Genomic DNA, 16,747 nt, shown 5'->3' on the forward strand with positions numbered 1-16,747 from the left:
TTTGCGTGCAAGGGCAAAAACACGTTACGCGCGCATCGTTTGGATCCCTTTCGAGAGAGTGGCCATGAAAAGCTCGGAGCCGAGCCAGTCCACGTCTGTCACCGGCAGGCCAGGCTTGAGCGAGAACAGCGTCAGACGGCTTCCCAGCCAGCCCACGCGGAACAGCCCTTTATCCGTACACACGTATACATGCGGCAGGCGGGAGACGACGCTGAACACGAACATGTCGCCGAAACGTATGCGTTCAAAGCCGCCGCGCCCTGTGCTGACGACAAGCTCGCCGCTGTCCGTCGCGCCGATCAGCCGCGTCCGGTCGGCCGCGATGCTCGTCACGCCTACGCCAAGCGGGAAGCCCGCCCATTGATCCGTCATGCGGTCGTACATGCCTACCCCGCCTTCGAGGCCGATATACAGATACTCAGGCGTGAACAAGAAATCGTACACGACCGTCCGTTTGTATGCGGAGGGCCTCCACTCGCCGCCGATCTGGTAGAGCAGGCCATCGTCCGTCGCGGCGAACGCATAACCCCATTCCTCTTTATATTGATAGCAGGACTTCGCCAGACCGCCATTCTCCCAGCGATTGTCACGTAGTTGGTAAAGACCTTTGCTCGTGCATGCAAAAAGGCGGTTATCCATCGTCTGCAGCCGATGAACCATGGATTCATGCGGCAGCCCGTCAGACATCCGGTGCCACTCGCCGTATTCTTCGCGATGGTAGATCCCCTTGCCCGGCGATGCTGCGACCAGCGAACGATCTCCTTGTACTTTAACGGATGAAAAATGAAGCGGCCGCGACTGCGGCTGCCAGCCTTGATTGAAATTCGACAGCATGATCGATCCACTCCTCGCGCAAATCAGCATATGGTATGGCGCATACGCCTATATCGGTTACTCCCTGGAAGGCTTGCATGCCAAGCCAGAAGGGACTTCATCTCGCATTAGTTTTACTTGCCGAAGCGGGTCTTGGCATATACGAACAAACATCCGGAACAGCATTATTTTAAGTGATAATGATTATCACTGTCAATTAAATGAAATGTACGGTGCATAACCTTTCCATTATCCGACCACGTTAACAAAATGAATCGTCCGCAGCGTCTTATTTTGGCGCAGCGCGTTTCATTCCAAAGAGATGCAAGATGATTTATAAACGAGCAGCTTATAAATTCTTGTATTTCAAGAAGGAGATGATCGAGGATGCCATCGACTAACGAAGCCGTCAATCAAATCCGGAACGAATACAAGCGCGTGACGTTCGAGCATTGGTACCGCGACGATTTTCTCTCGCTTCCGTGGTGGTTTCTGCTGGCTGCCACCATCCTGCCTTGGGTGATCTGGTGGAGATGGCTGCGCGTCCCCACCCGTACGCCGGAGCTGCTTCTATGCGTGTTCGCGTGGACCATCATCGCCATGTTCTGCGACGTCTGGGGTGCTTACTTGCTCCTATGGGGCTATCCCGATAAACTAATGCCTACTGTCCCGCCTTTTCTTCCCGCTGATATGAGCGTCATTCCGCTTTCCTTCACATGCGCGTATCAGTTTACCGCCAGCTGGCGAACGTACTTACTCGCGGTGCTTGCACTCTCCGCGTGCTTCTCCTATATTATCGAGCCGCTCTTCATTCACTTCGGGATGTTCGAGATCCACGATTGGAGACATACGTATTCCTTGCTTGGGTTCATATTGGCAGCCATTCTGATGCGCTATTCGATGCTGCGATGGCACGCGGTAGCCGGAATGCGCCCGGTCGACGCATGATTCCTGCTCATTTCGGAAAAAGTTAACATAGCGAAGCCTCATAGCCCCATGATGTCCTCGATAAGCAGCTCCCTAGCTAAAGGGACGGGAAGGTGGATTGCATGATATGTCGGATCGAATCGACCGCAGGAAAGAACGCACGAAGCAGCTGCTTCACGTAGCACTGTTGGAATTGATCGAAGAACGCGGCCTGGAAGGGATTACGGTCAGCGATTTGACCCAGCGGGCCGAGATCAACCGCGGCACCTTCTATTTGCATTACAAAGACGTACCCGACATGCTTGACCAGAGTAAAATGGCATTCCTGCAAGGTTTCAAGACGCTGCTCGCCAAGCTGGACGTTGCCAGCGTCGTAGAGAAGGCCATCTCGGACGAGACCGATCCCGGCATGGTCGAGATTTTCGCCTTCATCGCGGAGAATGCCGACATGTTCCGGTTGCTGCTCGGGCCCGGCGGCGATTCCTTCTTCGGCGACCAAGTAATCGAGCTGTTGAAAGAGTATCTGTACGACAAGCTGCCGTTCTGGCAGCTGGAGCAAGCCCGGCTGCAGATTCCGTCCGATTTTCTCATCGCGTACGTATCGGCTGCCAATCTCGGCTTCTTGCATCACTGGCTCGAATCCGGCATGCAGCAGTCGCCCGAGGAATTCGCCCGCATGGTCGTCCGCCTCGTGCGGGTCGGCCCGATTCGTCTCGGGCAAGATATGCCGTCCTAAACGGCGCTAACACGGAAGCAACGCGAACAAACCTCCAAGCCGTACATGACGGCTTGGAGGTTTGTCGTGTTTGGGCGATTGCCCGTTATTGGAGACCATGAGCCGTCTCCCGGTGCGCGGCATGCCACAGCGAGCCGATTCCCCCGCCGAGCGGGACGGCCCGCGAGATCGCTGCGGCGACGAAACTTTTGGCCGCCCGCGCGGCATGCTCCATCTCGAAGCCCCGCGCCAAATTCGCGGCGATCGCCGCGGCCGTCGAGCAGCCGGTCCCATGCGTATGCCGAGTCGCGATGCGGGGGCCGCTTATCGTGATCGGACGTCTACCCGCTTCATCTCCGCCCCCGATCAGTACATCGATTGCCAGACCTCGGAACCCTTCATCTTCCAAATGCCCGCCTTTAAGCAGCACATATCGGGATCCGTACCGAAGCAGCTGGCTGGCCGCCTCCATCATGTCGGACACGGTTCGGATCGCCGTCTCCTCCACGCCGAGCAGCTCGCACGCTTCCGGTATATTCGGCGTGACGATCATTGCGCGCGGCAGCAGCTCCTCGCGCAAGGCGTTCACCGCGTCGCGACGGAATAACGGCGAGCCGTCCTTGGCCACGAGGACGGGATCGACGACCAGCTTGCGGACGCCATAGTCGTCCATCTTCGCGGCGACCGCCTCGACGATTCCGCGCGAATACAGCATCCCGGTCTTGACCGCCGTAGCGCCGATATCGCCGAGCACGGCGTCGATCTGAGACAAGACGGCTTCCTCCGCCATCGGATAGACGGCATGCACGCCGCGGCTGTTCTGCGATGTTACGGCCGTTATTGCGCTCATACCGAAGACGCCCAGCTCCTGGCACGTTTTCAAGTCGGCCTGAATGCCTGCGCCTCCGCCGCTGTCCGAGCCCGCGATCGTCAGCACCCGGGGCGGCCAGCCGGACGGCATGTTCGAGCTCGTGGCAATCTCGCGATCGCATTCATGCGCGGCTGCCGGCTCGTCGTCAAGGAACGGTACTTGCTCCATGTTGCGCATTATCTTCCCCTCCATGTCGCGACCGCGAACCGATCCGGCGCGAAAGGACGCGCCGCCTCTGCTGGCGAGCTGCCTGCGAGCATCCGTCCGACCAGCGCTGCGGTCGCGGGACTGAGCAATATGCCGTTCCGGTAATGCCCGGCAGCGAGAATCACGTCCTCGCGTCCCGGAATCGGACCGATGAGCGGCCATCCGTCCCGCGTCGCCGGGCGCAGCCCTGCCCAGCGGTCGATCGGCTCCCGGCCGCCCAGGAATGGCAGCAGTCGGGGACCCCAGCGCACAAGACGGTCGATGCCGCGCTCGGTGACCGTCCTGTCAAAGCCGGCCACGTCCTCCGACGCGCCGCAGACGAGCGTTCCGTTCCGCTTGCCGACCCAATATGCCTGCGAGGAGAACACCATATGCTTCACTTCCCCGAACGGCACGTCGAACGAACAAATTTGGCCGCGTATCGGATGAACGGGAATCGGGAAACCGAAGGCAGCCGCATAGCGTCCTGCCCAGGCGCCTGCGCAGACGACCAGCTTATCGCCATCAAAGGTCCCCCGATTCGCGGTCTCAAGGCGAATGCCCTGCGCGCTGAATAAGTCCGGCGCTTGAATGCCGCCCGCATGATCGGCCATTCGCGCGCCAAGCTTGCGGCAAGCCGCCGCAAGCTCGGCGACGAGCGCGGGCGCATACACATGACTCTCCGCCGGTGTATAGATGGCGGCAAGCGCGCTCGCCGCAAGCTGCGGTTCCATGCGCCGCAGCCGCTCGCCTTCGATCAGCTCCGCACCTGCGCCGAACGGCTTCTGCCAAGCGAGTCTCGTCTGCAGCGGCAGCAGATCCGCTTCATGCAGCGCGACCGTCAGGCTGCCCGTCTGCAGCAGGTCGGCGCGGGTGCCTGACACTGCCTCGATGTCGGCAAGCCATGACGGATACAAATGCAAGCTGTCCAAGCACAGGCGAAAGAACGGATCGGGCTGCTCGGGATTTTCCGTGAACGGCGCGAGCATCCCCGCCGCAGCGCCCGAAGCCTGGCCCCCGAACGCCTCCGGCTCGATGACCGTCACGTCATATCCTAACCGCAGCGCTTCGAACGCGCAGGACAGCCCGATGATGCCGCCCCCCAATACGATGACGCGTTCAGCCAATCTTCCCAAGCCCCCCGCCCGCATCGGTCGATTCGGTCTCGTGCTGCCTCAAGCTGCTCGCCAGCGAGACCGCCGCTTCGCGCGCCGCCGCATCCACTTGCGCAATATTGCCACCTTGACCGCCAACGCCTAGTTCGTCAGCGAAAGAGCCGGCCGGCTTCGATATGCCCTCGGTCTCGCTGCTTGCCGAAGCATACTGGCGTTTCGGGATTCGGCCGGACAGATACGACAGCCGGCCGGCTTCGACCGCAAGCTTCATCGCCAGCGCCATTCCGACCGGATCGAGCGCTTTGGCGACCGGCGTGTTGACCAGAATGCCATCCGCGCCAAGCTCCATCGCCTGTACGACATCACCCGCGGACCCGATGCCGGCGTCCACGATGACCGGCACGCGCGACTCTTGGACGATAAGTCCGATATTATACGGATTCAGAATCCCAAGTCCGGACCCGATCGGCGCGCCGCCGGGCATGACGGCCGCTGCGCCGGCTTTCTCTAGTCTCTTGCACAGAATTGGATCGTCGGACGTATATGGCAGCACGACGAAGCCTTCTCCCGCGAGCCGTTCGGTCGCCCGTAGCGTCTCGAGCGGGTCCGGCAGCAGCGTTCGCGGGTTCGCGCTAATCTCCACCTTAATCCAGCTGCCGAGGCCTGCCGCCCGGGCAAGCCGCGCAATGCGGATCGCTTCGTCCGCGTTGCTGGCGCCTGACGTGTTCGGCAGATACGTCAGTTCGCGCTCCTGCACATGCTGCAGCACGGAATCGTCCCGCGCGTCGTCCAGGTTCACCCTGCGGACCGCGAACGTGACCACCTCGGCTTGGGAAGCTTCAAGCGCCAGCTGCAGCACGGCCGGGCTCGGGAACCGTCCCGTACCGAGGAAGAACCGGGATTGCAGCCTTTTCCCGCCGATGACCAATGGATCTATACAAACGTTCGCCTCAACCATGATGCCTCAACCTCCTCCCACGAAATGCACCAGCTCCAGCTGGGCGCCTTCGGAAACCGGGGTGTCTCCCCACGCATCCTTCGACAAAATGACCCCATTCAGCTCCACGACGATTCGCTGCCCTTGAAGCCCATACTGGCCGACCAGCTCCTGCACGGTCCCGGCATGTGTCCATTCGTCGCGGCCGTTAACGCGAATCCGCTTGGACGCCGAGTCCGGCGACGAGAGCGCCTCGTATTCGCGCAGCCGATGCTTGAACGCGCGGCATGCTTCGGCAGGATCAGAGCTGCCGACGATAGCCGACACCGCGCATATCCGCTTGGCGCCCGCCTCGAGCACCGCGTCCACATTGTCCAGCGTAATGCCGCCGATCGCTACGAAAGGGATCGTTATCCGCTCGGCGGCCTCCCGCACGTACGCCGTCGTCACTGCCTGCCGTCCAGGCTTGGTGCCTGTCGGATAGACCGGGCCGACGCCGATATAATCCGCTCCGCCCGCCTGCGCTTCCAGCGCCTGCGCGATATTATGGGTGGAGATGCCGATGATTTTGTCCGGACCGAGTATCGCGCGCGCCTCGGCCAGCGGCAAATCCTCTTGGCCGAGATGAACGCCGTCCGCCGATACCGCAAGCGCAATGTCCAGATGATCGTTGATAACCAGCGGCACTTGATATTGGGCCGTTAACTCGCGAAGCATTCGGGCTTGCTCTAGCACTTCGCGCTTAGGCGCGTCTTTCGCCCGCAGCTGCACGATATCCGCTCCGCCGCGCAGCGCTTGCTCCATGACGTGCTTCAATTCGCGCCCGGGATGATAGTTCTCGCCCGTGATTGCGTACAGGCTAAAATCGAATGTCTTGCTCCCCATGCTCTTGTTCTCCTCTCCTTCAGCGCTGGGAATACGCGGCTCGCATGCCGATCAAATACACCTGGCACAACGATATCGCGCGGGCCGCATCTTGCGTGCCCTGCACCAAAATCCGCCCGTCCGGGAACAACACCAGCTTCTCCCCCTCCGGCAAGACCGCCTTAACCAGATACGGATTGCTCGCCACCTCGCAGCCTCGCGCGGCCAGCCATTCTTCCGTCGCGGCCAGATCGATGCCGTGATCAGCTTCCATCGTAACTTGAACGGTATCCCGTCCGCACAAGATAGCTGTCGTCGCCTGAGCATCGCCAAGTTTGAGGTAGCCCGCCGTGTTAAGGTCGGAGCGATTCTCGGACATCTGCATCGGATAAGATTGGTGCTGTGAAAGCTCCTGCGACTCGCCTTCAGTCTGCATGGCGCGAGCTCGACTTTGCAGCTTTCCGGCGTCGCGATCGCGATCTTCCGCCGTTTGCGCGCGGCCGCAAATGTCACACTCATGCGAAGGCGATGGAAGCGCCGATTCTCTGATGCGGAAGTTCCACAGATCCCCGGTCACCCACGTGTTCCGAACCGCCTCGCGTCGTCCGCTCAGCCACTTGAGCGCTTCCGCCGCCTGCAGCGCGGCGACCCATTCGACAGCCGGTGCGATGACGCCAATCGTATCGCAGGTGTCCGCGCTGGCATCCGACCCGCCATCTCCGATCAGACAGCGCAAGCAAGCCGTCGCGCCCGGGACGAGCGTCGCGCTCATCCCTTGGGAGCCGGCCACCCCGCCATAGATGAACGGAATGCCTAGCCGGAAGCAGCGCTCGCTCAGCAGCAGCCGCGCCGCCGCATTGTCGGTCCCGTCCAGCACCGCGTCGATGCCGTCCAGCAGCTCGCCAACGTTCGCGTTCGTCACATCGAGCACCCGCGGGTCGATTTCGATCTCGCCGTTGATCCGCCGCAGCTTGCGGGCGGCCGCGACGGCTTTCGGCAGCGAATCCGACGCGTCCTGCTCGTCGAACAGCACCTGCCGCTGCAGATTGCTCGGCTCGACGTAATCGCGGTCGACGATCCGCACGAGACCGATGCCCGCGCGCGCCATATGCTGGGCAAGCGAGGCGCCAAGCGCCCCGCAGCCGACGATCAGCACGCCCGCTTGGCCTAGGCGCTGCTGTCCGTTCGCGCCGATAGGTGCGAACCGCGTCTGCCGGGAATAACGATCCGGCCATCGCGGCTGCTCCGCGGGCTTACGCATAGATCGAACTGCCTGCCGCCTTGAAGGCATCGGCCTTCTCCTTCATGCCGGCCTCCACCGCTTCTTCCGTATGTAACCCGTTCGCCTCGGCGTAATCGCGAATATCCTGCGTAATGCGCATGCTGCAGAACTTCGGCCCGCACATCGAGCAGAAGTGCGCCGATTTGGCCGCTTCCGCCGGCAGCGTCTCATCGTGGTAAGACATCGCGCGCTCGGGATCGAGCGATAGATGGAACTGGTCGCGCCAGCGGAATTCGAAGCGGGCTTTGGACAGCGCGTTATCCCGCAGCTGCGCGCGCGGATGGCCTTTGGCCAGATCGGCCGCATGGGCGGCGATTTTGTAGGTAATGACGCCTTCCTTCACGTCCTCCTTGTTCGGCAAGCCCAGATGCTCCTTCGGCGTCACGTAGCACAGCATCGCGGTGCCGAACCAGCCAATCATCGCAGCTCCGATCGCGGACGTAATATGGTCGTAGCCCGGCGCGATATCCGTTGTCAGCGGACCGAGCGTATAGAACGGCGCCTCGTCGCATAGCTCCAGTTGAAGATCCATGTTCTCCTTGATCAGATGCATCGGCACATGCCCCGGTCCCTCAATCATGACCTGCACGTCGTGCTTCCAGGCGATCTTCGTCAGCTCGCCCAGCGTTCTAAGCTCCGCGAATTGCGCTTCGTCGTTGGCATCGGCGATAGAGCCTGGACGGAGACCGTCGCCCAGCGAGAACGATACGTCATAGCGCTTCATGATCTCGCAAATTTCTTCGAAATGGGTATACAGGAAGTTCTCCTTGTGATGCGCCAGACACCACGCCGCCATGATCGAGCCGCCGCGCGAGACGATCCCGGTTACCCGTTTAGCCGTTAGCGGAATGTAACGCAGCAGCACGCCGGCATGAATGGTGAAATAATCGACGCCCTGCTCCGCCTGCTCGATCAGCGTGTCGCGGAACACTTCCCACGAGAGGTCTTCAGCCTTGCCGTCCACCTTCTCCAGCGCCTGGTAGATCGGCACGGTGCCGACGGGCACCGGCGAGTTGCGGATGATCCACTCGCGCGTCGTGTGAATGTTCTTGCCTGTCGACAGGTCCATGATCGTATCGGCGCCCCAACGGGTCGCCCACGTCATCTTCTCGACCTCTTCTTCGATTGAGGAGGCGACCGCCGAGTTGCCGATGTTCGCATTGATCTTCACGTGGAAGTGACGGCCGATAATCATCGGTTCGCTCTCCGGGTGGTTGATGTTGGCCGGTATGATGGCGCGTCCCGCCGCGATCTCGCCGCGGACGAATTCCGGCGACATGCCTTCGCGAATCGCGATGTACTCCATCTCCGGCGTCACGATGCCTTGGCGCGCGTAATGAAGCTGCGTCACGTTACGGCCTTCGCGGGCGCTCAGCGGCTTGCGCGCCAGACCCGGGAACAGCTCGGCGCCGCGCTTACTGGCGGTTTCCTCCGAGTGAAAGCCGTTGTCGAGCGGCTTCACTTCGCGCCCGTCGTACGCTTCGACGTCACCGCGCTCCTCGATCCATGCGCGGCGCAATGCAGGCAAGCCGCGGCGCACATCCGCTTCGTACGTCTCATCCGTGTAAGGTCCGCTCGCATCATACACGCGCACCGGTTCGTTCGGCTCATCGCTGCCGCGCACGGAGCTTGGCGACAATGCGATCTCGCGCATCGGCACGCGAAGGTCGGCGCGGCTCCCTTGTACATATACTTTCCGGCTGCCTGGCAGCGGGGTCGTCAATATCGGCATAATAAAAAACCTCCTAGGCTGGATGTGAAATCCCCTAGGAGGCATGAACAGCAAGTTGAAGCGGACAGGCGCGAACTCACCGCACCTTAATCAGATCCGCTACGAGAATCGTGCATGTCACGCCGCAACCGCCGCTTCCATACAGGAAATCGGCAACGCGATAACGCAACAATGCAATAATGCATCTCGATCTCTCTCGCTTCAACCGATGCGATATCCGGCATGAATGGCCGGTCTGTGCGAACGTTACGCCGTAATCAAGACTCGCCCCGAACGAGGCCGAAGTGGCCGCCGCTAGCGTAGTCGATCCGATCCCGATGCACAAAAAAACCGCTCCGGCGAAGGAGCGGTCTGTTCACGCGGTTCACCTGCAAGCCAGCCGGACCAATCACGTCCCGGCCGCGAACAGGAGCAGTCAAAGCCGGCCGCTGCGCAAGCCGCCGAAGAGGCGTTGCTGCGGGCAGGTATGACGAATTCGCACGCACATTCCCACTTTCCTACGCTGGCATAACCCAGATCAGGTTCGAAGGGACCAAGGCGTTGCTCGCCTTATCTCAGCCCAGTTGGGCGCCCCTAGTGGATTTCATGGTACGACTATACCCCGCGCTTATAAATGCTGTCAACCCTTTTTCTTCCTGCTGCAATGGCTTATTGCTTGCGGTGTACGCCGTACGTTTGGTTCACATTGCCGGCGATCGTCACAGTTACGGAGACGGTCTTCACCGTCCCGTTACTGTATTGGACGCGGAAAACAAAGGTCAGCGGACCGTCCGTCAAGCGCTCGAAACCGCTCTCCCACAGCTCGCCGCTCCATGCGGTCTTAGCCGGGTTATCCGCCGTCAATTGGACAGCGGATCCGTTCATCGTCACGTCCACCCGGACAGCCTTCGTAAGGGTGCCCGTCTCCGTCGTTTGAGCGCGGAGCATGAACTTCTCGCCAGCCCAAAACACGTGCGCTCCCCGCGGTTCGTTCTCGTTGCCGCTCTTCTCGAGGTTGTAGGCGCGTCGCCGCTTGTCCCACTCCTGCGTGTGCTGGACCGATCCCGTCAAACCAAGCGGAAGCACCGCGATCGTCTTGGTGACCACGACAGGCGGCGCCTGGCCATCCGAGATCGAGAGCGTCACCGTGTAATTTCCTGGCTGAACGGCTTTGAAGGCAGGCCCGGCCGTTGTATACGGAACGCTCGTCTCCAGTGGATAGGTCGTCGTCTGGCCGCCAGGCGCGGTCACGCGGTATGTCAGCGACAATCGGTCGCCATCCGGATCGGTTAACGCATGACGCAGCTGAACCGTATCGCCTTCATAGACGGGGCTCGGCGTCCAGTCGAAGTCGCCGGACGGAGGGTCGTTCGTCACGATCGTGAAGTATTTGGGCGAGCTCCAACCGCTCCAATCGTAGCCGTCGAAGACACGCGTATTCACATGGAGCAGCGTCTTCTCCGGCAAATTCACCGTCGGCGCGAACTGTCTCTGGCCGCCCGATCGAATGCCCGTATCAGCGATCACCGTGCCGTCCTGTCTGGAGATTCGAAGATGGAATTGCGACTGTGCATCCCCGTCTGGATCGCTGTACGTCCATTCGAAGAGCGGACGCAGCTCCTTCACCACGATTGGAACTGCCGGATTCGCGCTGCCCGGGTTCGTCACTTCGGCAGATGGCAGGCGGTTCACGATCGTAATCAGCCTGGTCGCCTCCGCGCTTTGGCCCGTGGAATCCTCGACCACCTGGCGAATCCGGAACATACCGAGCGACGTGAACGTCTTCGACCAGGTGGTGCGGGAAGTGCTCTGCAGCGTCTCGGTCTCGCCAGCTCCCGATCTCGATACATAGTACGCATGCGGCAGTCGTTCTCTGCCGCCGTCCTCCTTATCGTAGGCCGTGGAGGAAATAATGATGGCCGCGCCGCGATGCGTCTCGATCGGATTGGCTGTAAAGCCGGGGACCGGCGGGTCATCAGGGGCCGGCAGGCTTGTGATGGACAGGTACTCGACGTGATACTCGCTCCATGCCCCGTACTCGTCCTTGACGGCCATGCCGATCTCGTACGTCCCCGTCTCCGTCGGCGTCACGAGTTTCTTGGCCGCGTATGTGCCGCTAGGAGCTAGATAATAAAACCGTTTCTCCATAATGCCGCGATTGACCTTGTAATCCATGCCCGTGTTCTCGAGCGAATAGTCCGAGGAGCTCGAATAGCGGTCCGGATCGCGGCTGCGGTCCGTCCACGTGATGTATCCCTCTCCCCCTTGCGCCACGTCGAAATCCGCGATCGGCCGTCTGTGGACCGTAATCATCTGTTCGAACGTATTCGAGGATTTCCGATAACTGCCGAACACTTGGCTCGGATAAAGATAATCGGGGTTCGGGTCATCCTTCGCTCGAAGCAAGATGGCGTAATCGCCAACCGCATCAAAGGCCAGCTGGGCATTGGCAAAGGTCTTGCCGTGCAGCTTGGATACGCCTTGGTTGCGGATAAAGCGAGGCGTGTGGCGCACCGACCAATCATATTGCCCGCCTGCTGCCGGATCGTTCTCCGGATCGGAGAAGACGATGTCGCCGTACCGAATATCCGCTTTGGCCGCGCCTTCATCCCAGATCGCATAGGCGCGAGACCATGGCGAGACGCTGTCCAGCGTTTTGTAGAAGATGCTGCCAAGCGTGACGTACGATTTATCGCTGAAATAACCGAACTTCCCTTCCGCATACGTCGCGTCCTTAGCCGTCAGAATCGGCGTATTGTTCAGGAAAACCTCGATTACTTCGCCCGACATCCGGACTTTCAGCACATAATCCTTTTGACTCTGGAACGGATAGGATACGCTGTCCAGCACCGTGCGGACGCCGGATTTATACACCGCCAAGGCCAATGACCGCCCGTCGCTCTCGACCGCGTAACGCTGCGTCGGACTGCTCATCCGGAAGGAATATCCGAACCATTCGTCGTCGTATGCAATGTCACGGATATTAAACGTAAAACGCGATTCAAAGTCTTTCAAGACCGTTGATGTCGGCGAAAAGAATTGGCCGTTCGTGAACGATTTGACGATCGCAGGCGTTGTAGACGGCTGCCCAACGGAAATATTGAGGTAGACGTAATCCTGCGGGTTGTCGCAGCCCGTGCATGGAATACCAGAGAAAGAGGCAAATACGCCGTCCTGAACATATTCCCCGTAGACCTGCGAGGTAAAGTTACATGGGGCTCCGGCTTGGCCAATTGTCGTCCCATTCCGATCCACAACCTCATGATATCCATAACGGACGTCTGGGTCATAGCTTGTACACACGTTCGTTCGGTTGGTTCGGTTACCTTCGATCGTGACTGTCGAACTTTCGCTGTAACTCGTCCGCCCGTTGGTCCAGTCTATGTAGTATTGCGGGCCGAGCCGTTGATTTGGGCCGCCGTTGTAATAATACTTCTTGAATTCGTCGTTACTTGTTCCGTCGTTCAAGGTCTTTTTGACCGCACCTGTAGACGTATTAATGACCTTCAGCTCCGCCATCATGTTCGGGATCACATTGCCTGGGCTGGAGTAATAGTCGTAATAATATTTGGCGTAGAGCTCGCCGTTGATTGGATCCAGTGCCAGAGATGCCATTTGCTCATAGGTCATCATGTAGACGCTCGTGTAACCGGCTTGCATCGTTGTGCCGACTAAGCCCCCCGATGGTCTTGTGTCCGAGGGCTGCAAATATACGCGCCACATGAGCTTGCCGGCTGCGCTGTATTTGGCCACGTTCAGATCGGGCATGCCGCGCAACCCATTGTACGAATATTGGCCGTAGTACTCGTATTGATACCAGTTACCCGCCGCATCGAAGAATGGTTCGCTGGCCGGCCGGTAATAGAGGCGCTCCGTCTCTATATTGTTTTTGGCATAATCGTATTTCGGAGCAGGGGCGGTTTGGGCGCTATGGAAGGTTACGCTTAGGTCGGTATTGATCTTGTACCAGTACTGAAAAATCTCTCCCCCCTTGACATAATAACGGCCGCCTTGTACGAGCATGCTTGTGCCGATGCCTTTGACAAACGATTCGGTCGTATAGCCATTGTTAATGGTCAAACCGTTGTCTGTTCTAAGTTTATTCAACTGCTGCTGGTAGGCGGGGGTATCGATCGAACTGCGCAGTTCTTTACCCGTAAAGGCATCGTAAACCACAAGTTCCTCATAATAGTAGGACTGCCGATCATAGCGACCATACCATTTGCGCTTGGCATAAATATAGCCGTCTGCCAGCTTCCAGTCGGAGAAGTATTGCGGTTCCATACTCACCTGGATGTCTCGGTTGTTGGAGTCTTGCATGGTCATGACTCGGTAATTTGGCATCCGCAGCACAAAAGCGAACGGGCTGCCATTGGTGTATTCTCTTGAGACGGTGCCCCACGATCCATAGGTAACTTTAATCGGGCTAAGCTTCTTCGGATCGAGCGCATAAATCTTGGAAGAATAATAAGGCGAACCACTCGTGTCAAAGGATTGCAAATACGTGCTGAAATACACGTATTTTTTGTTGGAATAGAGCTTGCCCTCTTGGCTATAATCTCCGCCATCGAACCGGATGAACTGCTTCGAATCCGGATCTAGCAACGGGGATGAGAAGGTGGACGTATTGCCCTCAACCGAGCGCCAAGGAGAGAGACGGTTCGGACCAAACCCGTTATCATTCATAATGAGCGTCTCATAGGAATTGTAGGTCTTCCCGCCGCCACCGAATATAGTGGAGCTGATCCGGTAGTTTTTCATGTCCTGCGTCCCGAAGTTGCGTCCTTCCAATCCGACAAGCTTCTTGCCCTGTACTTCCCATAGGTTGGCCGCACTGTATACCGGTTGGTTCGTGTTCGTGACATATAGCGGCTGCTTCATGATCTCGGCAGGCGTCAGCTCCGTGTAGCCGTCCAGGTCCGGATTCGGGTTCTTGCCTTCCACCGTGAAGCTGACTTCAGGCGCTTGATTCACGACATCCATAGTCAGCGTGGTTACGACTTCGTCCTCCGTATCGTCGAATTTCCCGTAAGCCTCCGTGACTTTCGCATAAAAGAGGTATTTACCGACTCGAGACGGAGTGAACGTCGTCTTCTCCAGCGTGCCTGCATGCGATTTCCATGCATCATCGGCAAAACCATTGTTGTTGGCGTCGTACTTATACTTGTATAAGGCTTTCACGATCGGATCGCCGTCCGGGCTCGTCGAGCGATTCAAGATTTCGGCCGTCTCGCCGCGAATGGCGACCGGCGGCACGCCAAGTTTGGCGATAGGAGGCAAATCCGGTTTGACGGTAATCGTGCAATAAGCCGGCTCGAGTGACTTCAACCCGTTGGCATCGTACACGTAAAGTCCCACGGTTACGGTGATGTTGGACGATGTGCCGTTGAAGTAGCCCGAAGTTTTCTTGTTCATCCATTCGTCGCGAGAATGGTTGATCGCGATGCCGAGCGGACTGTAGCTGCGGCTTGAATCGAATGCGCTATCCGGAATTGGATGATTCTCGATGACCGTTGCCGGGCAGCCAATGACCGGGACCGGGTTAGGCGGCACAACATTGATATAGGTACATGCTGTAGCGGTTGCGCCCCATTCGTCGCGCATTTGGCCGCAGACATTATGCCAGCCCAAGGTGTCCATCTTTATCCCATGCTGGCCGTTGCCGTATTCGATACTCTTCGATGGGATTGACTTAATGAAGTCGGACCCTGCCGAAAAGTTGAAGCCCATGAAGTACAGGGAGTCCCCATCCGGATCGCTCGGCGTGGGTACCGTTGGATCTTCGAGAAAGACGAGATCCAGCGTTGTCCCGGCGATGACTTCATGTATGGCCGTTTTGGTATCGTTGGGCCGCGTGAAACCGACTTGGAAGGTTGGCGGACCGTTCTTAGTTGGTCCCGATACATGTAAGCTCTTCGGTCCGATCCAGCTGCTTTCGCCGCAGCTTGTCTTGATTTTCATGTAGACACTGTGGTTGCCAACCCCAATAACCCAAGGGTAATGGCCAAAGGAAAAGGAGGAGTCTGTCGTTTGGCCAGCAACGTCAGGTCCGATCCACGTCCCGCTGCGTTCGATCTTAAATGAATGCGAGATGTAAGAGCAGCCGTTCAATTGAAATTCCTTCGGACGGAGCTGGAAGGAATCCTTGTAGGCAATAGATTCCGGCACGACATCGAAGTCTCCTGTGAAGCTCTGCGCTGCCTGATAGTAGAAGGAGACGTAAGCTTTCTTCTGCGTCGTGCTCAGACTCACGTTAATCTTGTTCCCGGTGCCGACAGTGTCGTCATAGCGGATGTACGACAAGCTTGAACCATTTATGGACCCGTACTGGGGATCGGCATTAAATTGTTCGGTGTAAGGGAGAGAAGCGATGGGTTTAATCTCCTCCTTCTCCATTTTGTACGTTCCAGTCGAACCGTTCCTCACCATATGCCGAATGCTGATTTGCGCATCGCTTACGACCTCATACACGAGATGCAAATGCATGCGTTGAAAATCGCCGGCATTGTACTTGAATGTACCAAACGGTCCGCTGGTGTATGTCCCGGTTGTGCTCGGTTCCGTGCCGGTCGTCGTCTTGCGGTAGCCAACGTATTGGTATCCGCTGGCATTCGGAATGGTAGCTGTATACGATTGGCCCTCGGCGAGCTTATCGACATGGTTCTTGAATGGGACCGGATCGAGGCTCGCGCCAGTTGTCGTGAAGTGCTGGACGTCTACCGCCGCTCCGGTTTCGTAGTAGAAATTGATGTATTTCGTGTCATACGTTCCGTTATAGGTAAATGAGCTCGGCTTGCCTTCGGTGATCGAGCCGCCGGAAGGGGCGGTTTCATTTTGCTCCTTATATCCTACGTACGTATACTTCGAGCTTGTTCCCGGTACGGCGGAATATGGTTTATTCACCTCCATGGACCTCGATTCGGCGTTCGTTTGGCCAGTGAATAGGTGGTCGATATTGGCGCCATCTGTGGTGAAGTGGTGGACTTCTAGGGAACCGTCAAGGGTGAATTCGAAGACTATAGGAAAGTAGTAGCGATATGCTTTTACATTCGGTGAAAAATCATCGGGATTTAATTCCCTTGTTATTACATTGTAAGGCTCGTCGGCTGTTAGAATCCCTCGCATGGTAGCATCAAATGTAACGGAGCTTCCGTTTATTACCTTGCTTCCTGTCTTGATGGAAGGCCTGGATTTCGCTATACCGACCCATTTGGCATAGTTTGAATAAGACTCCCCTGATCGAGATCGTTGGAATAGGTCGGCGTCAGTTGTTGCATTGAAAGGGATGATATCTACATCTCTTACAGTTCGGCCTGGGAAAGAAAA

General features: G+C 58.2%; 10 protein-coding genes, 1 pseudogene and 1 riboswitch. Of the genes and pseudogenes, 2 read left to right on the plus strand and 9 right to left on the minus strand.

The genetic code is table 11. The features are described 5' to 3' along the window. Positions 1 to 24 precede the first annotated feature (24 nt). The gene (locus ACFFSY_RS30240) at positions 25 to 834 is read right to left on the minus strand and encodes an HVO_0234 family beta-propeller protein (RefSeq protein ID WP_377501259.1); all 810 of its coding nucleotides are present in this window, start codon (positions 832 to 834) and stop codon (positions 25 to 27) included. A gap of 366 nt (positions 835 to 1,200) precedes the next feature. Between ACFFSY_RS30240 and ACFFSY_RS30245 the strand changes: the two genes are divergently transcribed. Together ACFFSY_RS30245 and ACFFSY_RS30250 are read left to right on the plus strand one after the other, a co-directional pair. Then, entirely contained in the window at positions 1,201 to 1,761 is a 561-nt protein-coding gene (locus ACFFSY_RS30245) for a CBO0543 family protein (RefSeq protein ID WP_377501261.1), read from the plus strand. 106 nt (positions 1,762 to 1,867) lie between these two features. Next, complete coding sequence (locus tag ACFFSY_RS30250) at positions 1,868 to 2,476, plus strand: TetR/AcrR family transcriptional regulator (protein ID WP_377501263.1); 609 nt, start codon at positions 1,868 to 1,870, stop codon at positions 2,474 to 2,476. Positions 2,477 to 2,561: 85 nt separating this feature from the next. Here ACFFSY_RS30250 and thiD read toward each other — a convergent pair whose 3' ends face one another. The 8 genes and pseudogenes from thiD to ACFFSY_RS30290 all read right to left on the minus strand — a co-directional run bounded on the left by thiD (position 2,562) and on the right by ACFFSY_RS30290 (position 16,324). After that, positions 2,562 to 3,416 carry a bifunctional hydroxymethylpyrimidine kinase/phosphomethylpyrimidine kinase gene (thiD, locus tag ACFFSY_RS30255; RefSeq protein WP_377501573.1) on the minus strand — a complete coding sequence of 285 codons (855 nt, stop codon included), beginning with the start codon at positions 3,414 to 3,416 and terminating at the stop codon, positions 2,562 to 2,564. Between the two features lie 86 nt (positions 3,417 to 3,502). Further along, the gene (gene thiO / locus ACFFSY_RS30260) at positions 3,503 to 4,639 is read right to left on the minus strand and encodes a glycine oxidase ThiO (protein WP_377501265.1); all 1,137 of its coding nucleotides are present in this window, start codon (positions 4,637 to 4,639) and stop codon (positions 3,503 to 3,505) included. Positions 4,640 to 4,808: 169 nt separating this feature from the next. Further along, a pseudogene (locus tag ACFFSY_RS30265) lies at positions 4,809 to 5,585 on the minus strand (thiazole synthase); the annotation flags it as partial. Positions 5,586 to 5,591: 6 nt separating this feature from the next. Beyond that, on the minus strand, positions 5,592 to 6,449 hold the full coding sequence (gene thiE / locus ACFFSY_RS30270; RefSeq protein ID WP_377501267.1) for a thiamine phosphate synthase: 858 nt from the start codon (positions 6,447 to 6,449) through the stop codon (positions 5,592 to 5,594). A 19-nt stretch (positions 6,450 to 6,468) separates the two neighbouring features. After that, positions 6,469 to 7,689 (minus strand): ThiF family adenylyltransferase, encoded by a 1,221-nt coding sequence (locus tag ACFFSY_RS30275; protein WP_377501269.1) that lies wholly within the window; start codon positions 7,687 to 7,689, stop codon positions 6,469 to 6,471. Continuing rightward, positions 7,682 to 9,442 (minus strand): phosphomethylpyrimidine synthase ThiC, encoded by a 1,761-nt coding sequence (gene thiC, locus ACFFSY_RS30280; protein ID WP_377501271.1) that lies wholly within the window; start codon positions 9,440 to 9,442, stop codon positions 7,682 to 7,684. Before thiC ends, ACFFSY_RS30275 begins: the two co-directional genes overlap by 8 nt. A gap of 257 nt (positions 9,443 to 9,699) precedes the next feature. After that, positions 9,700 to 9,927 (minus strand): hypothetical protein, encoded by a 228-nt coding sequence (locus tag ACFFSY_RS30285; RefSeq protein WP_377501273.1) that lies wholly within the window; start codon positions 9,925 to 9,927, stop codon positions 9,700 to 9,702. Then, a riboswitch (TPP riboswitch) is annotated at positions 9,920 to 10,027 on the minus strand. Its footprint overlaps the gene before it by 8 nt. Positions 10,028 to 10,090: 63 nt before the next feature. Beyond that, a complete protein-coding gene (locus tag ACFFSY_RS30290; protein ID WP_377501275.1) occupies positions 10,091 to 16,324 on the minus strand; it encodes a glycoside hydrolase family 78 protein in 6,234 nt (2,077 codons plus the stop codon). Positions 16,325 to 16,747 lie beyond the last annotated feature (423 nt).

The sequence above is a fragment of the Paenibacillus aurantiacus genome (assembly GCF_042431225.1).
GTDB classification, from domain to species: Bacteria; Bacillota; Bacilli; order Paenibacillales; family Paenibacillaceae; genus Paenibacillus_Z; species Paenibacillus_Z aurantiacus.